This window comes from Viridibacillus sp. KH_047 (assembly GCF_057838945.1).
This window is the reverse complement of sequence record NZ_CM174479.1, coordinates 3764572-3788663: the sequence shown is the minus strand read 5'-3', so window position 1 is coordinate 3788663 and position 24092 is coordinate 3764572. Positions and strand designations below refer to the sequence as shown.

The 24092-nt window shown below is 35.0% G+C and carries 22 protein-coding genes and 1 riboswitch; of the genes, 18 read left to right on the top strand and 4 right to left on the bottom strand.

From position 1 onward, the window contains the following. Window positions 1–8 precede the first annotated feature (8 nt). Window positions 9–1265 (top strand): Y-family DNA polymerase, encoded by a 1257-nt coding sequence (locus tag AC3IS5_RS18555; RefSeq protein ID WP_489425714.1) that lies wholly within the window; start codon window positions 9–11, stop codon window positions 1263–1265. Window positions 1266–1936: 671 nt separating this feature from the next. Here the strand turns inward: AC3IS5_RS18555 and AC3IS5_RS18550 are convergent. Beyond that, on the bottom strand, window positions 1937–2272 hold the full coding sequence (locus AC3IS5_RS18550; RefSeq protein WP_489427936.1) for an ArsR/SmtB family transcription factor: 336 nt from the start codon (window positions 2270–2272) through the stop codon (window positions 1937–1939). Window positions 2273–2452: 180 nt separating this feature from the next. Between AC3IS5_RS18550 and AC3IS5_RS18545 the strand changes: the two genes are divergently transcribed. The 4 genes from AC3IS5_RS18545 (at window position 2453) to AC3IS5_RS18530 (ending at window position 5225) form a co-directional block, all read left to right on the top strand. Next, entirely contained in the window at window positions 2453–3001 is a 549-nt protein-coding gene (locus AC3IS5_RS18545) for a copper resistance CopC family protein (protein ID WP_489425713.1), read from the top strand. A 65-nt stretch (window positions 3002–3066) separates the two neighbouring features. Continuing rightward, a complete protein-coding gene (locus tag AC3IS5_RS18540) occupies window positions 3067–4095 on the top strand; it encodes a copper resistance D family protein (protein ID WP_489425712.1) in 1029 nt (342 codons plus the stop codon). A 19-nt stretch (window positions 4096–4114) separates the two neighbouring features. Beyond that, window positions 4115–4795 carry a DsbA family protein gene (locus tag AC3IS5_RS18535; protein WP_489425711.1) on the top strand — a complete coding sequence of 227 codons (681 nt, stop codon included), beginning with the start codon at window positions 4115–4117 and terminating at the stop codon, window positions 4793–4795. Then, the gene (locus tag AC3IS5_RS18530) at window positions 4788–5225 is read left to right on the top strand and encodes a disulfide oxidoreductase (protein WP_489425710.1); all 438 of its coding nucleotides are present in this window, start codon (window positions 4788–4790) and stop codon (window positions 5223–5225) included. The genes AC3IS5_RS18535 and AC3IS5_RS18530 overlap by 8 nt, the downstream gene beginning before the upstream one ends. Before the next feature lie 287 nt (window positions 5226–5512). On the opposite strand, the gene AC3IS5_RS18525 is transcribed toward AC3IS5_RS18530, so the two are convergent. Then, on the bottom strand, window positions 5513–5845 hold the full coding sequence (locus AC3IS5_RS18525) for a YolD-like family protein (RefSeq protein ID WP_489425709.1): 333 nt from the start codon (window positions 5843–5845) through the stop codon (window positions 5513–5515). A 275-nt stretch (window positions 5846–6120) separates the two neighbouring features. Here AC3IS5_RS18525 and AC3IS5_RS18520 point away from each other — a divergent pair, with 275 nt between their 5' ends. Continuing rightward, window positions 6121–6555 (top strand): RDD family protein, encoded by a 435-nt coding sequence (locus AC3IS5_RS18520; RefSeq protein WP_489425708.1) that lies wholly within the window; start codon window positions 6121–6123, stop codon window positions 6553–6555. A gap of 290 nt (window positions 6556–6845) precedes the next feature. Here the strand turns inward: AC3IS5_RS18520 and AC3IS5_RS18515 are convergent, their stop codons facing one another. Further along, window positions 6846–7487, bottom strand: a complete 642-nt coding sequence (locus AC3IS5_RS18515; RefSeq protein WP_489425707.1) for a hypothetical protein — start codon at window positions 7485–7487, stop codon at window positions 6846–6848. A 244-nt stretch (window positions 7488–7731) separates the two neighbouring features. On the opposite strand from AC3IS5_RS18515, the gene AC3IS5_RS18510 reads away from it, so the two are divergent. Together AC3IS5_RS18510 and AC3IS5_RS18505 are read left to right on the top strand one after the other, a co-directional pair. Further along, the gene (locus AC3IS5_RS18510; RefSeq protein WP_489425706.1) at window positions 7732–8679 is read left to right on the top strand and encodes an L-threonine 3-dehydrogenase; all 948 of its coding nucleotides are present in this window, start codon (window positions 7732–7734) and stop codon (window positions 8677–8679) included. Window positions 8680–9210: 531 nt separating this feature from the next. Continuing rightward, window positions 9211–10818, top strand: coding sequence for a long-chain fatty acid--CoA ligase (locus tag AC3IS5_RS18505; protein WP_489427935.1), 1608 nt, complete (start codon window positions 9211–9213; stop codon window positions 10816–10818). Between the two features lie 114 nt (window positions 10819–10932). On the opposite strand, the gene AC3IS5_RS18500 is transcribed toward AC3IS5_RS18505, so the two are convergent. Then, window positions 10933–11421 (bottom strand): QueT transporter family protein, encoded by a 489-nt coding sequence (locus AC3IS5_RS18500; protein ID WP_489425705.1) that lies wholly within the window; start codon window positions 11419–11421, stop codon window positions 10933–10935. Between the two features lie 7 nt (window positions 11422–11428). Next, a riboswitch (PreQ1 riboswitch) is annotated at window positions 11429–11473 on the bottom strand. Window positions 11474–12127: 654 nt separating this feature from the next. On the opposite strand from AC3IS5_RS18500, the gene AC3IS5_RS18495 reads away from it, so the two are divergent. The 10 genes from AC3IS5_RS18495 to AC3IS5_RS18450 all read left to right on the top strand — a co-directional run bounded on the left by AC3IS5_RS18495 (window position 12128) and on the right by AC3IS5_RS18450 (window position 24063). Further along, window positions 12128–12421, top strand: a complete 294-nt coding sequence (locus AC3IS5_RS18495) for a WXG100 family type VII secretion target (protein ID WP_489425704.1) — start codon at window positions 12128–12130, stop codon at window positions 12419–12421. 189 nt (window positions 12422–12610) lie between these two features. After that, window positions 12611–15982 (top strand): type VII secretion protein EsaA, encoded by a 3372-nt coding sequence (gene esaA / locus AC3IS5_RS18490; protein ID WP_489425703.1) that lies wholly within the window; start codon window positions 12611–12613, stop codon window positions 15980–15982. Further along, window positions 15957–16442: a type VII secretion protein EssA gene (essA, locus tag AC3IS5_RS18485; RefSeq protein ID WP_489425702.1), complete on the top strand. Its 486-nt coding sequence runs from the start codon at window positions 15957–15959 to the stop codon at window positions 16440–16442. The genes esaA and essA overlap by 26 nt, the downstream gene beginning before the upstream one ends. Next, window positions 16435–16686, top strand: a complete 252-nt coding sequence (locus AC3IS5_RS18480) for an EsaB/YukD family protein (protein WP_489425701.1) — start codon at window positions 16435–16437, stop codon at window positions 16684–16686. Before essA ends, AC3IS5_RS18480 begins: the two co-directional genes overlap by 8 nt. 31 nt (window positions 16687–16717) lie before the next feature. After that, window positions 16718–17905, top strand: a complete 1188-nt coding sequence (essB, locus tag AC3IS5_RS18475) for a type VII secretion protein EssB (protein ID WP_489425700.1) — start codon at window positions 16718–16720, stop codon at window positions 17903–17905. 11 nt (window positions 17906–17916) lie between these two features. After that, window positions 17917–22401 (top strand): type VII secretion protein EssC, encoded by a 4485-nt coding sequence (gene essC, locus AC3IS5_RS18470; protein ID WP_489425699.1) that lies wholly within the window; start codon window positions 17917–17919, stop codon window positions 22399–22401. Continuing rightward, window positions 22401–22778: a hypothetical protein gene (locus tag AC3IS5_RS18465; protein ID WP_489425698.1), complete on the top strand. Its 378-nt coding sequence runs from the start codon at window positions 22401–22403 to the stop codon at window positions 22776–22778. Before essC ends, AC3IS5_RS18465 begins: the two co-directional genes overlap by 1 nt. A gap of 3 nt (window positions 22779–22781) precedes the next feature. Then, on the top strand, window positions 22782–23081 hold the full coding sequence (locus AC3IS5_RS18460; RefSeq protein ID WP_489425697.1) for a WXG100 family type VII secretion target: 300 nt from the start codon (window positions 22782–22784) through the stop codon (window positions 23079–23081). Then, window positions 23078–23761 (top strand): DUF5081 family protein, encoded by a 684-nt coding sequence (locus AC3IS5_RS18455; RefSeq protein WP_489425696.1) that lies wholly within the window; start codon window positions 23078–23080, stop codon window positions 23759–23761. Before AC3IS5_RS18460 ends, AC3IS5_RS18455 begins: the two co-directional genes overlap by 4 nt. Beyond that, window positions 23758–24063 (top strand): hypothetical protein, encoded by a 306-nt coding sequence (locus AC3IS5_RS18450; RefSeq protein ID WP_489425695.1) that lies wholly within the window; start codon window positions 23758–23760, stop codon window positions 24061–24063. The genes AC3IS5_RS18455 and AC3IS5_RS18450 overlap by 4 nt, the downstream gene beginning before the upstream one ends. Window positions 24064–24092 lie beyond the last annotated feature (29 nt).

Genomic DNA, 24092 nt, shown 5'->3' with positions numbered 1-24092 from the left:
ATAGGTGTATGTACGAAAACATGCCAAGGCGATCAATTATGTGTATCGATATGCGGTGTTTCTATGCGAGTTGTATTGCAACGTTGGAGCATTTAGATGTGATGAAGACGCCAATTGCGGTAGTTGGTAACTTCAATCAAAAGGGAAGTATCGTGCTAGCGGCATCGCCGATGATGAAAAAACGTTTCCAAGTAAAAACTGGCACACGCCTCTATGAAATTCCGAAGCATCCGGATATTCGCCTATTTGAACCTAAAATGGACTTTTTCATCCGCGTTTCAATGGAAATTACACGCCTACTCAATAGCTATGTCCCAAAGGAAGCTATCCATATTTATAGTGTTGATGAAAGCTTCGTTGATTTAACAGGAACAGAAAAATTATGGGGACCAGTTGAACAAACCGCGCAGAAGATACAGCGAGATATTTATAACCAGTTTGGAATTCCAAGTGCCGTCGGCATGGGGCCTAATATGTTGCTATCAAAGCTAGCGCTTGATTTAGAAGCGAAAAAAACAGGCTTTGCTAAATGGGTATATGAGGATGTGGAAGAGAAGTTATGGCCTACATCACCACTCTCTAAGATGTGGGGTATTGGGCGTCAGACAGAACGCTCACTTAATCATATGGGGATTTTTTCAGTAGGAGATTTAGCTAAAGCAGATTTAAAAACACTAGAGGCTCGTTTTGGTATTATGGGTAATCAACTTTATCATCATGCGTGGGGAATTGATCTTTCTGAACTCGGTGAACCAATAATTGAAGGGCAAATCAGTTATGGAAAAGGACAAATTTTAATGCGCGATTATAACAAAAAGGAAGAAGTGCTTGCAGTTATTTTGGAGATGTGTGAAGACATCGCAAGGCGTGCGCGTGAAGCATTTAAAATAGGCCGTACCATTTTACTTGGGCTCTCCTACAGCAAAAACGCATTTGGTGGAGGTTTTCATCGTTCACGCACAATTGATGAGCCAACAAATGAAACGATGAAAATTTATCAGGTCTGCCAGCAGTTGCTCGATGAACACTATATAGAAGAAAGACCCGTACGCCAGCTTACCATTAGTATTACAAAGCTTGAATCTGAACGCTCAATGCAGCTTAGTTTGTTTGACACTGACCGCTTTCGTCGCCGGAAGCTCGGAGCTACAATGGATCAACTACGCTCTCGCTATGGCCCAACTGCTCTTTTACGTGCAGTCTCTTATACAGAAGCAGGCACTGCTGTTGCACGCTCAAAATTACTAGGCGGCCACAAAAAATAATGGGGATGTATATTTATTCAATATCCATTTTATTGCTATACACTATTTGCATAATAGCTGTATAACGTGGTGGCGTCGTAATATCTTGTTAACATGTGGATAACTAAGTGTTATCTACAGATAGGTCTAGTTATGCACAACTTATGCACTAAATTCACAGGTTGGAGCAGTTCGCATAAAAAGCTGTCGTAATATTGAATGTGAAGAAATTAATTAAAAGTATGTTTTAGTGAGTTCTTTTATATCATGTCATACAAAATATAATGGAAAAGCAGGTGTTTTAAGGTGATTCGTGACAGAGGCAGTATTTAAACAATAGTATAATTTTAGGGAGGATATAAAGTATTTAATGATATAACCTTCCTTTTTTTGTATCATTAAATTATTTTAAACAATAGTAAAATTTTAAAGTATTTATAGTATTTTAAGTTAAATGAGGGATGGGGGGATTAAGTGATTAAAGTATATGAAGTCATAACTAAGGGAGATGAAAATCGATTGCTTTAATCTGTTCTTTATTTCGAAAACCACCAAATTAATTGGTGGTTTTTTATGTTCCAATCAAATTAAAGAAATGTTGTTCATCTACTGATAAATCCATATATTAATGTAATTTGCAACAATGACAGGTTTTCTTTAATCAACAAGTTACCCGTATAACTATGATATTCTTAGTCTTTTTTAGAGTGATTAATCGCTATTTTCACTAACTGTTGTAAGTGCTCATCTATAATGGAGTAAAACACCAATTTTCCTTCTTTTCGATATTTAGCTAACCCCATATTACGTAAGTAACGTAAATGATGTGAGGCTGTAGCTGTCGTCGTTCCCAAAATGTTTGCAACATCGCAAACACATAGCTCTTCTTCAAGAGTTAGAGCATAAGTAATTTTTAAACGTGTTGCATCAGATAAAGCTTTGAAAACAAGCTCTACATTATTCAGCTCTTCTAATTTGGGTTGAACGCGGTTAACAACTTCATCATCAAAACAACTTGTTTCACACATATCCTTTGGTTCATTTTTAACATCTTCAGTCACTCTATTCACCTCATTCATATACTTGATTGTAATAAGAAGTGTAATAACAGTCAAAAAAACGTCATTATTATATTCGTACGAATGTTTGAATATTATCTTTTAACTGTTACAATCATGGTAAATCTATAAAAGGAGGAGATAAAATTGATGAAAATATCTAAATATATATTCTTACTATTTATTACGTTCGCTTTTGCTCCAGCTGTTTTAGCTCATTCAGACCTGGAAAACTCTACCCCTAAAAGTGGGGAAGTCGTTAATAATGAATTGTCCTCCTTACTACTAACTTTTAATACAAAGATTGAAAATACTAGTACCTTCAAATTAATTGGAGAAAATGGCAAGGAAATATCTTTGGACAAACTTCAGGTACAAGGAAAAGATTTAATAGGAAATTTAAAATCACCATTAGGTGATGGAGAATACATAGTTGAATGGAAAATAATAGGAGGAGATGGCCATCCGATTGAAAATTCGTATTCATTTGCTGTAGATACTTTAAGTGACAACAATAGCGATGATTCATCAAAAACAATTGTTGAAGGAAAAAATAACAAAACCAGCCCAGATATTAGTGAAATCATTGAGAAAGAACCATCCAATTCGAATAATATATTGATCATTTCAGTAATTGTTTTAATAATAATTGCGGTAATCTCGACTTTATGGTTATTAAAGAGAGGGAAAAGTAAATGATTCTGATTTATCTATCGGAAATATTATTATACTTTTGTTTTTCTCTATTAATGGGTTTGCTCATTATGGCATTAATACCATCTAATAAAAAACCAACAATCAAAGTGAAAAAAAGGTGGCTTCAGTTATCAATCTTAGGGATTGTGCTCCTGTCCATTGCCCCCCTTATTAGGATAATCATTTTCTTATATGAGGATATTGGTTTGGAATTAACTGTACAAAATGTTATTGGTGGATTTGCAGTAGGGCAAGCTTGGACATTTACTCTTCTTCTATCCATTCTATTTTATCTATATGTTTCTCTATTTCCTGTCTTCGAAAAAAAATTACATATTTTTATATCCATTTTATTTACGCTTACACTTGTGTTGTCGCTCGGTTGGGCAAGTCATTCTGCAACCTTAACTGCATGGAGTGGGTTTTTCGCACATACATTTCACTTCTTAGCAGTAACTATTTGGGTAGGACTATTAATTGTGGTGAGCTGGTACTCTGTAAATCACCAAAATTGGTCTGCATTTTTACAATGGTTTACACCAGTTGCTATCATTTGCTTCTCTATTGTAATTGGTACGGGATTATTTTTGATGACACTGGTTCTTGATTTTAATGACTATGCAAATGCTTGGTTGGTACCTTATGGACAGGCTTTACTTGTTAAACACATTATAATTTTCCCTATCGTACTTTTCGCGTTTATTAATGGTATTTGGATGAGAAGGAAAATAAAATTGGATACACAAATTAATCCACTTCCATGGGTTAAAGCTGAAAGTGGCCTACTTATATTAATATTCGCTGCAACTGCCGTTCTAGGGCAGCAAGAACCACCACATAGCATAAATTCTATCGTGTCGGGTGATGGTTTATCTAGCCTTTTTAGGGCATTGTATACCGGGGGTATTACTAATCCAATCAATGCTAGCATTGATATTAACTTAATGGGGTTATTGTTTATTATATTATCCATTTGCTTTTTACTCCTTACAGTTTTGGTCTTTGTAAAGAAAGTCACCTCTGTAATGGCTTTTATAATGAGCATCCTATGTATAGTGTCTTTTTATTTGGGGCTCATGAATAGTGTTAGTTTTTAAAAAGTAGTTAAAAAAAGGAGTGTTTATTTTGAGTAAATTTAAATTAGCAGTAATCGGTACGGTAGTTGTAGTTTCACTACTCGCTATTATAGTGATTATAAGTAACAAGCAAACACCTGAAGAGATAACGATAGAAAGGGAGGAAGTTGATTTAACAGGACAACCCTTATTAGGTCAAGAAAGTGCCCCTGTAACTGTTGTCGAATTCGGAGATTATAAATGCCCTTCATGTAAAGCATGGGGAGAAACTGTTTATCCTAAACTTGTAGAAGATTATATCTTATCAGGAGATGTTAAATTCTCTTATGTGAATGTCTTATTTCATGGTAACGAATCTATCTTAGGGGCGATGGCTGCAGAATCTGTCTATAAACAGGATCCCGAGGTTTATTGGGATTTTCATAAAGCCTTGTTTGATGCTCAACCAGCAGCTAACCATGATGGATTATGGATCACTACGGATAAAATACTTGAACTTGCAGATAAGATGCCTTCAATTAACCTAGAACAACTAAAACAAGATGTTGAACAAGAAATAACAATGAAACAAGTAAATATAGATAAGGATTTGTATACAAAACATCATGTATCTCAAACACCTACCGTTAACATCAATGGAGTCGCAATGGAGGACCCATTTGATTATGAGGCAATAAAAGAAGCAATTGATCGTGAACTTAAGGATGATAAAAATGAATAAAGTTCAAAGTAAAAGTGAAAAGAAGGTATGGGTATTATACTTTGCTTGGGTTGTATCCGTTGTTGCTACATTAGGAAGCCTTTATTTTAGTGAAATTAGAGGGTTCATACCTTGTGATCTTTGTTGGTTCCAACGCATTTTCATGTATCCATTAGTGGTGATATTAGGAATCGGAACTTTTCAAAGCGATATTTCTGTGAAAAAGTTTGTATTACCTCTTTCTATTCTTGGTGGTTTCATTTCGTTTTTTCATTACCTCGAGCAAAAAGTTCCGGGCTTCGGTGGAATCAAACCTTGTGTGAGCGGTGTTCCCTGTAGCTCTGAATATATTAATTGGTTAGGTTTTATTACAATTCCTTTTTTAGCACTAATCGCTTTCACATTAATAACTATTAGTATGATTTTCTTGTTTTCCAAGAACTCCAAATAAAATAGTATAGAAATTTTTTTGAAGAGGCAAATCGCGGTATTAAGCGATACGGGTGCAGCATTAATTGTTATTTTAAATGCCTTACGATTGTTAAAGTTTAAATAATATTCATCTATTATAGAAGGGTAATCGTTGACGCTTTTTTTGGTTAATTTTGTAAAAAAGGCTTACTTACTGTTAATGTTAATCAACAGCTAAGTAAGCCTTTTCTATTTCCATCAAGAAGTGAATTTGTAGTTTAAATAAGGGGCTCTTGTCTCACCAATATATTTTGAGCTTGAAGTAATTTATTCTTCAATAGTTGCATCTATAATATCAAAGAACTTTATACATAAAAGCCCATCATAAGAGGATTCAATAGAAATTTTTTTGTTTAAATAGTCAATTTTATCAATAATACCTTTAATGATCTTAAGAGAATTATTTGAATAGTATTGGACTTCAAGTTTCAATTTATTATTTAAAGCGTTTTGAATTATGAAATTTATCTCTTCAGACTTTTGCTCATCAATTATAGGTTTGGGGACATCGTTATTTGCTTGCCATTCTCTCAACAAAGCTACATGTTCCGGTAACATGATAGAAGTACTCCATTTTTTATTTCCGCGATCCCTCAACATATATTTATCTCTCCTTATAAATAAGAACGTTTGTTCTGTTATTGTAACTTAGTTCTTATAATAAAATCAAGATAGATGCATATCAAAGAAAACATATTAACAATGATAAAATCATTGTTAATATAGGGGTTAATAAAAAAAACTCTTGATATGAATTTATTAAACTGGAATTTCACGTATTATATCCTGGAGAACAAATGCTCAATATGTGAAGCGGTGTATCATACACTAATGATGGGTACGTGAGTTAATAAAAGCGAAAGGGGAAAGTGGCAGTGGATTATGGAGGATTTTGGATCCGTTTCTTAGGGACAATTATTGATAGCGCTGTCGTTATGGTGGCGATAGCATTAATTGGTGTCGTTTTAAAAGTTCCAAAAGGTGTCATATCGGAAATGATATTTGGTGATGAACTATATCTATCAACTTACCCTTTATATAGCTGGATTCTCATTATCGTAGGCATATTATATTTTGTCGGACTACCAGCAACGCCATGGAGAGGGACCGTCGGAAAAAAAGTGCTAGGCATAGAAATTGTTGATACGAACGGTGATACAATCTCTATTTTCCGTAGCATCATTCGAAATATTGCTCGAATCTTTAGTGGACTTCTACTCTGTCTTGGCTACTTAATCGCCGCATTCCACCCGCAAAAACGAGCTCTGCATGATTTGGTTGCAAATACTTATGTAGTTAATGTTAAATGAGTAAATAAATAGTAACGCAGAGTCCTCGGTATTGTTTAGTAAATAAGTTTATACATGGATTAGCTAAGTAAGGTTATTTGACAGATATACGGGAAAAGTTAAATGATTTAAATCTTAAAAGTCATGTGAAAAAAGTGGAGTTTACATTAATTAAAGAGATAGTCACAACTAAAACAATTAAATTTTAAAAAAATGTATAAAACCCACTCGAAATGCCCAATACTATACCAACTCCCCATTGGAATGTAAAAATTCCATCCTTAAAAAACCACCCTCCCCCGGGTGGTTTTTTATTTTGCCTCTAATTTTTCCTTCATTTCTTTAAAAGAATAAAACAAAAAATGTTTTTGTATCCCTCTTACTTTTGTGGTAGCTGCATGTGCTTCTTTTTCGAATGTCTGGAAATCTTGCTGTTCATAGGCGATTAAACTTTCAATTGCGTGTGGCATCCATTCCTTTTTTAGGTTGGGTATGAGTGATCTTGCTACCTCGAAGTGGCCGAGTAAAGTTTCAATATGGGCGATAGTGTAGCTACGAATAGGTTCTTTTTGAAGTTGCTTTGCTTCTACTAAAGCAGTTTCAAAATCTTTGTCCAGAGTAGCTAGCAAAGAGCGATAATTGTGTTGTGAATCCTGTTGTTTATAACTGCTTAGTATTTTTTGTACGCTTAACTTTTGCTCTGTTAAGCTTTCATGTGCAACCGCGTATGGGTAAGCAAATGCGAGTTTTGTTTTATGCTTTGTTATAAAGCGGTCCATTTTGCTAAGGTTGTTAGACCAAAACAAAGTGTTGCAGTATGGGAACATTGTGAGAGCGAAGACATACATAAATAGTAAGGAAAAGACTACGACTATAGGTAAGTCCATTATAAGTAGGAATGTACAGCTGATGATGGCGACCAAATAAATCATAGTTAGTTTAAATAAATGCATCGATCCCACTCCTTTTGTTTATTATAAAATAAACAAAAAATAATTGTATCGTAAACAAACTGTCCTTTGCGAAAAAACGATTATTGTGTTTTAGAAATATACATTGTATAATCGAATTATTAAAAACATTGATAAATCAACGTATTTTTGTTGTTATTTGTGTTTTCTAGAAATACATTTGTAATCTCTAGGTGAATGCTCTTTCTGGAAGTACAAATGTTTATTGGGTGAGGAGGATTTTAAAATGAAAAAAATTATGATAACCGGTGCGTGCGGTCAAATAGGGTCAGAGTTAGTATCTAAGCTGCGCGAAACATATGGAACGGAAAATGTTTTAGCAACAGATATTCGCAAACCAGCTACACAAAAGGGACCTTTTGAAACACTGGATGTTATGGATGCTGGACGCATGAATGATATAGCGAAAGGTTTTGGAGCAGATACTTTAATGCACATGGCTGCATTATTATCGGCAACAGCAGAAAATAAACCGTTATTTGCTTGGAATTTGAATATGGGTGGACTTGTTAATGCTTTAGAAGTTGCACGTGAACAAAATCTGCAATTTTTCACACCGAGTTCAATCGGTGCATTTGGACCTTCTACGCCCAAAAACAATACGCCACAAGATACGTTGCAACGCCCCACTACCATGTATGGTGTAAATAAAGTAGCGGGTGAACTATTATGTGATTACTATTACCAACGCTTTGGTGTAGATACTCGCGGAGTACGTTTCCCAGGTTTAATTTCTTACGCAACTCCTCCTGGTGGCGGTACAACAGATTATGCGGTTGATATATACTATAAAGCCATATCTGAAGGGAAGTATACTTCATATATCGCACAGGGCTCATACATGGATATGATGTATATGCCAGACGCGTTGCAAGCTATTGTAGATTTGATGGAAGCAGATCCTGCGAAATTGATACATCGCAATGCGTTCAATGTAACGGCTATGAGTTTTGAACCTGAAGAAATTGCAGCTTCAATCCGCAAACATATCCCTAATTTTAAAATGGCTTATGAAGTGGACCCAGTACGTCAGGCCATTGCAGATAGTTGGCCAAATTCTATTGATGCAAGTGCTGCACAAGAGGAATGGGGCTTTAAAGCAAAATACGACTTAGATGCAATGACAGCAGATATGTTAAAAAAGTTACAAGAGAAAGAAACTAAAACTGCTTAATGAATAGGCATTTAATAGAGCTGTACCTTCTTAATTGAAGGTACGGCTTTTTTATTGGTGGAGATAAGTATTTTAATAGATAGAACTGCATATTGTAATGGGATGATAGATTTAAAGTTATTCTCTCTTAATCAATATTTTTTCTCGAAAACATCCCATTTTAATAGTATATAATATCGCTTACATGTATAATTGTGTAAAGTATATTTGTTTGAAAAGTTCGACTACTTACGTTTTTTGAAGATAATCTATGAACTTGACTACTCTATTCGTATTAAATAGAATCATGACATTTTGGTGCTATAAAATTGGCTTGCCAGATGAAAAATGAGGAAATCGTTTTAGGCATTATCGATTCAAAGGATAATAGAACTCTAAGTGAAGAATGTATTAAAAGCTCCTAGACATCCCAGTAGCATCTATTTACGCAGGTACAGAAGCCATGAAAATGATTATTGCAAAGAATCTTGGTTTTTAAGCATTTGTTTATAAATAAAATCATATTACTTAATTAAGGGGAGTTGGATGAGTATGATGCAAACGCCATTAGTACTAACTGATTTTGTGAAACGTGCAGAGAGATATTTTCCGAAAAAATTAATCATTTCAAGAACGAGTGAGACGATGATTCACCGTATTACTTATAAAGAGTTTGGGCAGCGTACACGAAAATTATCTGAAGCATTAACGAAGTTGGGGATGAAAAAAGGTACTAAAGTAGGCTCATTAGCGTGGAATCATCATCGCCATTTAGAAGCGTATTTCGGTGTGCCATGTGCAGGTGCTGTACTCCATATGATTAATATTCGCCTATCACCAGAGCATATAGTGTATATTATCAATCATGCTGAAGATGAAATTTTACTAGTAGATAGCGATATTTTTCCATTAATTGCTCAAGCTGCACCTTTACTAAAAACGGTGAAACATTTCGTTGTTATGCAAGATGGAACAGACTTACCTGAAACAAACTTGGAAAACGTTCATTCTTACGAAAAGCTGTTAGAAGAGGCATCAGATTCCTATGAATTCCCTGATGATTTAGATGAAAATATGCCAGCTGGAATGTGCTACACAAGTGCCACTACAGGCTTCCCAAAAGGTGTCGTATATACGCACCGTAGTTTAGTACTACACAGCATCGCACTTGGTTTAGCAGATTCACTTGGTATTCGCGAGAGCGATGTAGCCATGCCAGTCGTACCAATGTTCCATGTAAATGCATGGGGGATGCCATTTGCAGCAGTGAATTTTGGTACAACACAAGTATTACCAGGGCCAATGTTTAACCCGCAGCTCTTACTCGATTTAATCGAACAAGAAAAAGTAACATTAACGGCAGGTGTACCGACAATATGGCTTGGCGTATTAAAGGAACAAGAGCAAAATCCACGCGATTTATCGTCATTACGTGCCGTTGTTTGTGGTGGATCAGCTTCGCCAAAAGGTCTAATCCGTGCTTTTGAAGAAAAATACAAAGTACCATTTATCGTTGGTTACGGTATGACTGAAACAACGCCGATTGTAAGTCTTTCCACGTACACAACAGAAATGGAAAATTGGTCTGCAGAAGAGAAACTTAATATTCGTGCTACACAAGGCTTGACGACAACTCTCGTTGAAACACGTGTTGTCAACGAAAACGGAGAAGTTCCTTGGGACGGTAAGACTATGGGCGAGCTAACTGTTCGAGGCCCTTGGATTGCAGATGAATATTATAAGGATGACCGCACGGAAGAAGCATTTAAAGATGGTTGGCTATATACAGGTGATATTGCAGTCATGACACCAGAGGGTTATCTCAAAATTACAGACCGTACGAAAGATTTGATTAAGAGCGGTGGAGAGTGGATCTCATCTGTAGATTTAGAAAATGCACTCATGACACATGAGGCTGTATTTGAAGCAGCTGTAATCGCCGTTCCAGACGAAAAATGGCAAGAACGTCCACTAGCTTGTGTTGTTTTGAAAGAGGGTAGTAGTGCAACGAAGGAAGAGCTTCTTTCGTATTTAGAAGGGCAATTTGCAAAGTGGTGGGTACCAGATCATGTAGTCTTTTTGAAAGAAATCCCAAAAACATCAGTCGGCAAATTCTTAAAGGCAAAATTGCGTGATGAAGTAAAGGATTACCAATTATAAAAACAAAGAGAGAGTCTTAATTGGAGACTCTCTCTTATTTTTTGGCCAAAATTTATTGTGAGTGTAAAACAAAAAACCACCCATCCACAAAATTGCGGCTAGGTGGTTATAATATTAATCTTCAATTAGCTTACTAAAGTTAATACGCTTGTTCAGTGCTAGCATAATCGGAATACCGATCCCCATCACAACTAATTCACCGACAGCAACTGTTAGCCAAGTATATAGAAACGGTAGCTGGAATGCGAGATTCAATTCGATGGCAATTAAGAACATCGTAAATGTAAATACAAGTGTACCGAAAATCATTTGCTTAACATGTCCTTTAATAAAACGTTTCGCAAAGATTGTGATGCTTAAGGCTAAGACAGATTGACCAAGGCCAAAGATTAAATCATACATACCAAGTGGTGAAAATAGATTTGTTATAAATACACCAATCACGATACCTACAAAGAATTTCTTGTTGAAGACAACAAGAAGATTGAACATTTCAGCAATACGGAACTGTATAGCACCGAATGCGAGTGGGGCAATTAGCATAGACACAGCTATATAAAGCGCTGCGATAATTCCGCTAGTAGCCAAAGATTTTACTTTCATTATTCATTTCCCCCTAGTTTTTTTTCGTGGGATGGTTTCGAACCACGTAATAAAAAGCATGCATCATAGCATATCATAGTCAATTTGATTTGTACATGTATAAAAAAACCTATTAATAGTGTCTAAAATCGATTGTTTGAAACGCTTTTAGACAGAACAAGAGTGAAACTTTAATAACCTAAATTAGAACTAGAGTTTAAATAAATTGTAAAAAGGTTGAACCCCCTCAGATAAATAGGGAAAATAAAATATATCGAAATAACTTTTGTGGCGTTTAAAGCTATAATTTGATAGATTTTTAAAAATGATTAATTGGAAATGATTTGAAAATATGTATATGGTATTTAATTCCTATAAAGAATGTTTTAGTGAAATAATAATGCGGGAACTAGTAAGATAAATGAACTGTATAGGATATAAAGATTCTTGAAAACGTATATTTTAAAAATTTGAAAAAAATGCATTTTGAAAAAACAGGAAAAAAGAACCTCTTTTAGAATAATTATTATAAATCACCTTAATCAGTATATATATCTATAGTTTGCTGTTGAAAATATATAAATTAACTATTAATTTTTAAATTATATCAAAATAATTTATGTTGACCGGTAATAAATGGATTTAATAGAATTAAGATAAGAACTGTGCTTTTAAAGTACTGTTTGCTAATGAAGAGAAACTAATTCAAAACAAAGGAGATGGCAATATGGCACAAATTCGTATGACCCCTGAGGAATTGAAAAGTAAAGCTACCCGTTATGGTAATAGTGGGGAACAAATAAATTCAATATTAAATGATCTATCTAATCTGCAAGAGCAGTTAAGAGCTGAGTGGGAAGGTAAAACATTTGAACAGTTTGATGTACAATTCCAGCAATTAAAACCAAAAGTAGAAAACTTTGCTGAATTAATGCGTGATATTCAAAGACAATTGAATAGTACTGCTGATGCAGTTACATCACACGATGAAGAGCTTTCTCGTAGTTTTGGATTAACTTAATAGGTATATAATGGACAGTCGTATATGGATGGATGAAATGTATAGAGGCTGTCTCAAAAGTAGGTTTTGCTACTTTATTGTTTTCCAACATAGTACAGGACCGTTGATGACTTCAACGGTCCTGACTTGTTTTCTCGAGAGAATATCATTGGAAGTATTCCTTTGTATTGATGATGAGGGGTGAGTGTGATGGAACAAAAAAAATATAAATTACCACTGTTTGTAGTACTTGCTCTTATATTAGCAGCGGTTATCGCTTATTTACCATTTTGGTCAATGCAAGAAGAGAAGAGTGACACAGCAGAAGTAAAAATGGATATTGCAATTGTCAACGAAGATAAAGGCGCAACTTTAAACGAAAAAGACTATAACTTTGGGAAAGCATTTATCAAAAATATAGAGCGGAGTAAAGAACATAATTGGAGTGTTGTTAGTAGAGGAATAGCTGATGGAGGTCTACAAACTAAAGAATATAATATGATGATCATTATTCCAAACGACTTTTCTCAAAAAGCGCTATCTATAGAAAGTCAAAACCCAGAGAAGGTCAAGTTGATGTATCAGCTAAATGAATCTGAAAATGAATTGACGAAAGCTAAGGCAGAGAAAATTTCAAATGAGGTATTAAATTCATTTAATGAAAAAGTAATTGATGTATATTTTGCAAGCGTTATTGCAAATTTAAATGACGCCAAAAAAAATGTACAAAATATTGTCAATAGAGAAGGCGAGTTAAAAAATAACTATACAAAACAGTTACAAGATCCATTAAAAACGTACACAAATGCCTTTGGGTCGATTAGTGAATCAACGGATTACACAAAATCAGCTTTTAAGGGACTGAATACCGGTTTAAAAGACTTCTATAAAAATGTAGCCAGTGATGCACCTCAATATAAAAGTATAGTGTCAAACTTTAACGATTTAAACAATCAAAGTGAAGTGAATCAAAGTGGTATACAAAATTTAACAGATAACTTGTCGCAACATAATCAACAGCTAACTTCACCTGATGTACATAATCAATTTGATGGGCTTGTGACAAATCAGCAAGCAATTACCTCTGCTATTTCAAGTGAAGATACTGAAGATAGTATCCAAGAAGTAACAGAACAATTACAGCAACAACTTGTTGGGGTAAAAGAGGAAGTAGGGTTAGACCAACAAGCGCTAAATGACTACATTCAAAATCAGCTCAAAAAAGTAGTAAGTAACCAAGTAGATAAGTCTTTAAATCAAGTTGTAACAGATAATCAGGACCAACTAAACTTGATTTACACAGCACCAAAACTATTGTTTCAGCAACATATTGAACAAATAATTTACAGTTTACCTACATTAGATGTGGCAGAAGTCAATGAATCTAAGCTTTCTAGTAGAACGAAGGAAAAACTAGTAAACATTATGACTGCAGCTAAGCAATATAAAGACGAATTTCAGTTGATAGGAAATATTCAGAACAATGGCTTACCGATAAATGCTCAAATAAAACAAATAAAAGAAGGACTTTATAAAAACGGTACGACCTTTCAAGATGTTATGACAGTCCCTAGTCAAAAAGAAGGGCAGCAATATTTTTCATTACAGTTACCTCCTTACTTTGAAGCGCAGCAAATCACGCTTACTTTACCAAACGGAGAAGTACAAACGGTTAGCTCGCATGGAGAAATTCAATTACCTTCGTATGATGAAGGTGAATTAATGGTTAATGTACAAGTGAAGTTAACTGATATAAATGCACCTATTGATATATTTGAACCAGTAAAGTGGAGATGGACATTAGAACAAATAGAGCAGGAACTAGGAACAGATCCACCAGAAAAACCAGATCCAGAACCGATAGATCCACCAGAAAAACCAGATCCAGAACCGATAGATCCACCAGAAACACCAGATCCAGACCCAACAGAACCACCAGATCCAGACCCAACAAAACCAGACCCAACAAAACTAGACCCAACAGATCCAGACCCAACAGATCCAGACCCGACAGATCCAGACCCAACAGATCCAGACCCGACAGATCCAGACCCAACAGATCCACCAGAACCCGAAATAATAGAGAAAGTTATCAATCAGTATAAGATCTCTCATCAAGTGAGTATATCTTTAGCAGATGTTTCATTATTACAAGATGCAACTGTCTTATCCTTATGGCAATATCAAAAACTTCAGGCAATAATGGAAAGCTACTTTGGCTATGATATTAGTTCTGATGAAAGTATTCAATCATTACAGCATTCTTCATTTACACAGTTAGCTCTTCAAAACGACAAATCTATGTATTTTTTATTGACTAGTAAGGATTTTGGACAACTGCTAAAGGATATTACAGCTAAAAGTATTATAGATCAAATGACAGTAACTATGGCTACTGAACTAGATACTGTTAGGGAAAAATATGATTCCTTTCAATTGTTGGTTGATGATGCTATAGAAAATACCAAACCGCTACAACAAAAAATTCTTTCAACACATATGAAAGCGGAGCAACTAAACAAAGATATTCAAGAGCTATTACCAATTGTTCAGCAATGGCGCGATAATAGTGTGCAATTAATCAAAGAACAACAAAAAATAGACTCACAATACAAAAAAGAGAAAACAGTCATGTTTTCGGTACAAAAAGATTTTAGTTCAATTTTAGCTTCGAGTGAATCAATTTCGAATGAAGCAAATGTCGCAGTTCAAAAAGCAAGTTCTGTTTATGACACTTTTGATGGCATTCAACAAAAAGCAAACGAAGTAAAAAGTGGTGGTCAGCAAGTAATTCAAAAAGCAAACCAATTAGCTTCAAATATGACGTCCCAGGTGGCTTCGAATAACGAGTATGCAAAGAATTTTACGAATGTATTAGCAAATAGTCGAGTAGGAAATGCACCGAATGAAGACTTGTATAGCTTTTTATCCAATCCAATTGATTTAAATAAAAAATCCATTAGTGATCGAAAGGATACAAGGACAACATATTATTTACTAGTGATAGCATCTTTTATCGCTTTATTTACAGGGTATGTGTTATCAAACTTTAAAAAATTACAGTTTATTAAAAATGACTTTGATGAACAAGGGGGCATAATACAAACTAATTTACCTATAACAATTATTGCAGCAGTGATTGGGATAATCGAAGGGCTTCTAGTAGGTATTGTTTCCTTCAATGTTCATAAAGAGATAAATGTAGAATTTTCACTATGGATATCGATGACAACGCTTCTTTTATTAGGAATGGTTCTTATTTCTATGTACTTACTAAGACAATTGAAAATTGTAGGTATGTTCTTATTATTAGTTTTTTTAAGTATATATTTATTCTTTACAGAAGCACTTGGTTATGACTTTAAACGATCATCAGTATTAGAAGAAATTCGACCTGTCTCACCACTACATTATGCAGAACGACTGATTTCAAGTGTGTTGAATCATGAAGTTCAAGGTTCAACATTATTTATCCTTTTAGTCATTATTTGCCTAATAGCGCTTGTTGCAAATCTATTCGTTTTTTCATTCTTGCAAAATAAAGAGGTGCAGACAGATGAACAGCATTCAGAAGGGGCTTAAAGTCGGGCTTTTAACTATTCCATTTTACCTGCTTCATTTTTCAGTAGTGGATGCTTCGAATGGTCAATTGCAAATAGAGTTGGATCGTATTGAAGAGGATCAGACGGGGAAGAAAGAAAAAAAAGATTCTCATATAATGCAAGAAGTATTCAATGAAGAGATTGCTAGACAAATTCGCGAGAATCAGCAACAAGCAGAGAAGGAGTTTTCAAATTTACAAGCTGCTCTGTTCCGAGAAAATGATGAGACAAAAAGTGATGGGGAACCTGAGCCGATCATAAAAAAACTTTTTCAGTCTGATATGACTATATCAATCGTAACAACAAAAGAGAGCGAACAAGAAAAGAATGATCAAAATCAATGGTTGAAAATGAGCTTTATAACAATAGTTTTAGTAGTAATGACATTATTCCTTTGGCGACTATTGAGACGTATTAAAGTAGGTGAAGACGATGAGTAAAACACATATACGTGTATCGGTCGATTTTACGGAATGGGGAGGTCATACATATGATCTTGCAATTCCCAAACAGATAACTGTTAAACAACTATTGCTTGAATTACAAAGAGATCTCATATTACCACAGCATACATGCAATCGTTATGTCATATCCCTTTCCTTAAAAAAGGTAACGCTGATGGACGACGATCGGTTTAGTGATTTCCACATAGCTAATGGAGAGATTTTATTTGTACATGATTGACAGATGATGTGTCCAAAAGGGGATATTGACAATGGAAAAAATTTTTTTAGAATTAAATGAATTTAAATTAGAATTTGAAATACAAGAAAATCAGTGGCATACGTCAATCGAACAATCTAAAACCAATTTAAAAACAAAACAACAATTATTACTTTTCCAAAATGATTTACATTATTTTGTTCCAGCACAAGTATCAAGTGAAGGTGAATTATTACACTTATCATTTGAAGTATCAAAGCGATTAACAGTTTTTAAAGAAATTAAAAATTTGAAAAGGAAAGAGCAGCTGCGTCTCTTAGCTAATTGTGGCCGATTTTCCGAAACTTTAGGAACAAGAGCAACGATTGTATTTCATCCAAATAATCTTGTCTTTGATCGTAATTTAATTCCTTTCGGTGTATACCGTGGCATTCAACATGTTCTGTCACCGATGGAATTATCAGAAGATGAATTTCTCTTGTCATATCAAGCACTTGTAATTTCTACTTTTTCAAAAGAATATAATTTCAATGACTTAATACATGGGGCATTAGCAAAAGCAAATACTACAGCTTTTGAGAAAGCGGTGCATGAGACAACCTCTATTAAGCAACTTACTACATTACTAGAAAAGTATTATGTAGAAGAAGCTAAAAATAATTCTAAAAATTATGAAAGTGTATCAGTTAAGAAATTTAGAATGTTGAAAACTAGCGCTATAGTATTTGGGGTTGGATCAATACTATTATTAGGGTTTTTAATCTACGCCTATTTTCTTAAAATACCTACGCAAGAACTTTATATAGAAACAAATGCAGCTTTTATAAGAGATGATTTTAATGAGGTTATTACTGATTTAAGAAAGCATGAGCCTGATGAATTGCCGATAGAGATGCAGCATATTTTGGCGACTTCTTATATTAAATCGGACAATTTTGAGAAAACGCAACAGGATACAATTTTGAATAATGTAAGCCAAAAAAGTGACCAACGATATTTAGCTTTTTGGATTTATTGCGGAAGAGGGGAGTATGAACAAGGTCTCGAAATTGCAAAATTAATAAATAACGATCAACTCAAAATTTATAGTACAGCAAATTATATAAAGAAGTTGCAGTCAGATTCATCACTTGATAGTAAAGAAAGAGAGCAGAAAATAAAGGAATTGGAAAACAGCCTCAAGACTCTACAAGAAGAAAATGGTCTTTTGTTAGACGATGAAAACAGTACAAATGAATAGGGGGGAATGTGATGCAGCAACTGACATTATATGTACACAACGAAGATACATTACGAAAAAGCCAAGTAAAGCGAGGCTCCTCTCAATCTATCACAATAGGAATGGATCAAACTCATACGTTCGTTTTTTCAAATTGTCGTGAAACGTTGGCCCATAGGTGGAATGGTGAGGTGATTATCCTTAATAATCAAGAATTGCGACAAGGAGAAAAATTACAAAGTGGTCAATTTAAATATTATTTACAAAGTTCGAATGAGCATATCTATGATTTAGTTGGATTATCAACTTGGACAATTGGTCCGAGCCCATTAGATACGATACAGCTACTAGATTCAGACCATGCAGCCATTTTTACTAAGCCTCAAAATACAGTTAGTTACGAATGTACAGTAATACATGGGGCGGTTTTTTTAAACGGTCAAAGAATCGAATATTCACAGCCTTTTTTAGAGGGCGATTTACTCTTTATAGACGGGGTGCTATTCACTGTTAGAAATAGCGAAATCGTTATTATTAGTGGTCATGAGTTGATGCAAACGAAGCAAACACAACTATTTGAACAACATAGGGAAGAAGAATTTAATCGTTATCAACGCTCACCGCGCGTCATTTACCGTGAGCCGACTGAAGATAAAATAATTGCAACACCACCCCATAAACCGGCAAAGCCAAGTGAACAACTTGGAAGAGTTATTGTACCACCAATTGTGATGATTGCAGTATTAATTCTCGTTTCATTTTTCCGTCCTACTGGGATTTACATCGTAGTAATGCTATCAATGACAATTGTTACAATCATTTATGCCATTTTGTCTTATGTAAGAAATGTAAAAAAATATAAGCAAGGTATGAAAGAACGCGAGGAAAAATTCAATATATATTTAAAACAAAAAACAAAGGAATTGCATGAAGTATATGTTAAGCAGAATCAGGCATTGGCGTATCATTTCCCATCGGTATCGAAAATTACACAAATGCTTACCAAAAGATCTGCCAGAATGTATGAAAAGACACCTTTTCATCATGATTTTCTATCCTATCGAATTGGTATAGGGACAGTAGATTCTAGTTTCCAGATAAAATTGAATACAGAGGAATTTACCTTAGAAGAAGATGAACTGATGGAGAAGGCGATAGAGCTAGAGCAACAGTTTAATGAACTTGAAAGAGCACCTATTACCGTAGATTTAATGCAAGGCGCTATTGGTTATATTGGGAAGAGGTCTCTTGTTTTGGAGCAGTTACAAATGACCATTGCTCAATTAGCATTCTTTCATAGTTATCACGAAGTTCAATTTATCACAGTGTTCCCCGAAGAAGAGAAGCATTATTGGCAATGGATGCGTTGGTTACCGCATGCAAACCTTCGCGATGTTAATGTGCGTGCTTTTGTCTATCATGAACGTTCACGTGACCAAGTATTAAATTCCCTTTATCAGTATGTAAAGGAACGCAAGCAGTTCATTACAAATAATGCTGCAAAGGAAGCAAAGGTCTTTATTCCTCAGCTAGTGTTAGTAATAACTGATGAAAAAATCATAATGGATCATGCCATCATGGAATTTTTGAATGAGGACACTAAATTACTTGGATTATCAGTTATTTATGTACAGGATGTTTTGCAGTCACTTCCAGAGCATGTACAAACAGTTATCGATATAAAAGACTCAAAGCAAGGTGAGCTATTTATACAGAACGGTGAACTTATTCGAAAAACGTTCCAATTAGATCGTTTACCTTCTTTAACAATACTTGAAGAAATGGCTAGAAGAGTGGCGAGTTATGAACATGTACAAAATTTAAAAAATAGAATTCCAGAAAGTGTTACGTATTTAGAAATGTATAAAGCATCATCTGTAGCAGAACTCAGTATATTGCGACGTTGGCAACAAAATGCTCCATATAAAAGCTTATCTGTACCGCTTGGTTTACGCGGTAAGGATGATCTTGTTTATTTGAACTTGCACGAAAAAGCACATGGTCCACATGGTTTAATAGCAGGAACAACAGGCTCGGGGAAATCCGAGATAATACAGTCTTACATTTTATCATTAGCTACCAATTTCCATCCCTATGATATCGGATTCTTATTAATTGACTATAAGGGTGGCGGTATGGCCAATTTATTTAAACAGTTACCACATGTTCTAGGCGTAATAACGAACCTAGATGGTGCTCAATCGATGCGTGCATTAGCTTCTATTAAGGCAGAGCTTCAAAAAAGGCAACGCATTTTTAATGACCATGAAGTTAATCATATTCATCAATATCAAAAACTTTATGCATCAAAAAAGGTACAAGAGCCAATGCCAGAACTATTTATTATTTCAGATGAATTTGCCGAACTTAAATCGGAACAGCCTGAGTTTATGAAAGAACTAGTTTCAACCGCTCGTATTGGACGTTCATTAGGTATCCACCTCATATTGGCTACTCAAAAGCCGAGTGGTGTAGTAGATGACCAAATTTGGTCTAACTCGAAATTCAAGTTGGCATTAAAAGTTCAAAATGAAAGTGACTCAAATGAAATTTTAAAAACGAAGGATGCTGCAGATATTACTTTACCAGGACGTGCATATCTGCAAGTGGGGCATAATGAAATTTATGAATTATTCCAAAGTGCTTGGAGTGGTGCCTCTTATAAAGCGGACCAACCTGAGGATGAAGTCGATGATTTAACAATCTATGAAATTAATGAAATCGGTCAATTATCCATATTAACTGAGGATTTAAGTGGCCTTGATAAACGCTCAACACCAAAGCAGCAAGAAACTGAACTCGAGGCAGTAATACAAGAAATTGATGATTTAGTACAGTCACAATGCATTGCATCATTGCCAAGACCCTGGCTACCGCCTTTAGAAGAACGTATTAGTAGATATGCGTTAGAGAAGTATGCAAAAGAACAAGTTTCACATGCAAATACATTACGAGCGACAATCGGATTACTTGATTTACCTCACTTGCAAGAGCAAGAACCACTGACGATTGATTTCACCAAAAATGGTCATATCGCTATTTTCTCAAGTCCTGGTTTTGGTAAATCAACATTATTACAAACACTAGCATTGGAGATAGCAGAACGTTATACGCCAGAACAAGTTCATTATTATTTATTAGATTTTGGGACGAATGGTTTGCTACCAATTCGTCAATTGCCTCAAGTGGCAGATTTAATAAGAATTGATGAAGAAATGAAGCTTCAAAAGTGGATAAAACGAATGCATCAATTGTTAAAAGAAAGAAAGCAGCTTCTTAGTGAATATGGTGTCACAACGCTCATGATGTATCGTGAAGTAACGAAAGAGAAAGTACCAGAAATAGTAGTCTTTCTCGATATGGTAGATGCTGTACAAGATCTGCCAGCTAAAGAAGCCTTTGATCAATTATTTACTCAACTAGCGAGAGAAGGCGCGAGCGTAGGAATTTATCTTGCTTTAACAGGCAGTCGTCAGTTTGCAATTAGATCAGCCATTCTAGTAAATATAAAGACTCAAATATCGTTATATATGATTGATAAAAGTGAAACAAGAAATATTATCGGTAAATCAGATATCGATATTGAAGAAATGCCAGGACGTGCGCTCATCAAACTAGAACAGCCGTCCTTAATGCAAATTGCATTACCTGCTGATGGGGATGATGATATACAAGTCGCAGAGCAAGTACGTCAAAATGTATTATCACTCCGTGAAAATTGGGAAGGTCCATGGCCTCAATCGATTCCAATGGTACCTGAAACCGTTTCGCAAGGATTCTTTAATAAGCTATCAACTGTTGAACAAGCATTCAACCAAAAATTATTACCATTTGCGGTGGATGTTGAAGAAGTGCAAGCCGTTTCATTTGATTGGCGTGAAGATAAAAACATACTCATTATGGGTGAGACTATTAAGCAATTTACACAAGCGTTTGAAGCAATTTTAAGTGGTATTGAACAATACCCACAATGGCAACTTGTAATGATTGACCAGGTTGCAGCGCCATACTTACATTTGCAAAAGTTTGGCGGACAGTATGTACAGCAATTATCTGAAGTGACCGATTTAATTGATCAATTACAAGATGTTCTCAAAGGTCGTCAGGAAGATTTTGAACACCAACAATCAACAGGTAGTGGAACGTTATTTGAATATGTTCAATCATTAAATCCAATTATCATATTGTTTACTGATTTAGCAACGATTAATGAAGGCCTATCTACCACGACACAGGCAACTTTAGCCAAACTGCTAGATAAAGGTGCCTTGTATGGTATTCACTTTATCCTTGGTGTATTACCTCAGATGGCAAGAGGCTATGATGATGTTTCAGTAGCTGTAAAAAAACAGAAAACAGCCTTATTGACAATTCGTTTAAACGACCAAAATTTGATGGATGTACAGCGACCTTATAAAGAAAAAGAGCTGTTGCCATACGAAAGCTATTTAGTACGTTCTGGTAAAGTTCAGAAAGTGAAAGTGGTTATAGGAAAAGAAATCGAGGTGAATGTGTGATGTTTAGCATTTTTGGAAATTTATTTTCGAGTTCTAAATATGAAAAAAAGCGTGCAGAATATCAGTCACTTTATGGAAGTTTAGGGAATCAGCTAGAATCTTTACAAAAAGTTATTAAAGAATTTGAAGATTGTAGCTTTAATTATCAAGGAAATGCACCAGTTTTAGATGGAGAAAAAGTTCCTTCCATTGAATTTCTCGATAAAAGAGTAGAGCTGGATCGCAAGCTAAATGAGCAGTGGATGTCACTAAAAAAACAAGCTGAACATCTCTCAGAAGCAAAAAACCGTGCATATGAGCAATACCTTTACTATGATCGTCTTGTGCAAGAGGAAGAAAGGAAAGAAAGGGAAGAAAGGGAAGAAAGGGAGGGATAGCGGATGAAGGATGTTAAAATCGATGGTCAGCAGTTAAAACAAGCCATTGACCAAGCCCAGAAAATTAAATCCTCTTTGAATGATGCATATAGCAGTGCAGAAAGTTTGATTCAATATGTTAATGGCGCACAATGGTCAGGAAAAACACGAGATCAGTTTTTAACTTATATGGAGCTTATTCTTCAATACCATCAATCGATGAAAGATGCCTCTAAAGAGCATGTGAAAGCATTAGAAAAACTAGAAAAATCTATAAGTAGCTTTCAAAACGAATCAATTGTTCAAGAGGTGAAAAGTTTATGACAACAAGTATCCTCCAATACAAAGCAGAAGAACTTTATACACTTGTGAATGGTTGTAAAACCCAACTTTTATTTGGATTACCAGATAAAAAAAGTTTACTGCTTAAAGGAACTGAACAATTCGAGGCTGCTAAAGCATCATTAATAGAAAAGCAGCTTCTTGATGCACAGGGACATCTTACTAAAGTAGGTTTTCTAACAATTCAATTGCTTGAAAATTATGCGAAGAGTGAGAGCTATATCCGTATCAATAATATGATGTTTAGTTTTACGAAAGAACAGCAAATAATTGCAATCCGTGAAGACGATTTAGGGCAATATCAGTTACTTGTCTTTGATCAAGCAGCATTTCTTATTCGGCTTCATCAAGAGCAACCCTTATTTCGCCGTGAACCATTAGAAGGTGAAAAGACTTTTTTGAAAAAAAATCTAGCAGAAGAAGAAAAGCAGCAACTTGAAGCGATGGAAGTATCAGATTTTCTCAACATAGAGTATTTTGCGCTTGAAGATGGAAAAGTAGCACGAGATCAATATGAGCAATGGCTATTCTTCGAAAAGAAGTCTCAACTTTATGCAATAGATGTACCAAATGAGCAACCTTATCATGTTAGCCAGTATTTTCTAGTAAAAAAAATTTATGACATGTTCAAACTCCCATATAAGGAGGTGCCCCTGGTATGAGTAGCATTGAAATTAAATTATCAGTTGATGAAATGGTCGATATCATGCGCTTTATACAGGATATTGGTACGCAACTTCAAAGCGAACTTTCACCCACGGTCAATACATTAAATGGCACTCACTTTTATAAGCAAGGAGAAGCTACAGAAACGATGGAAAGCTATGAGGATGCCAATAATCGCTTTTTGGAGCTTCAAGACCATTATTTTCGAGCTTTTACAGTTGTAAACGAAATTTTAGAGAGCATGTTAGAAGCTGATGAAACAGTTGCACGTGAGATTATTAGTCGTTTGGAGGTGTAATCAAGTGGATGTACATTTTGAGCAGGGAA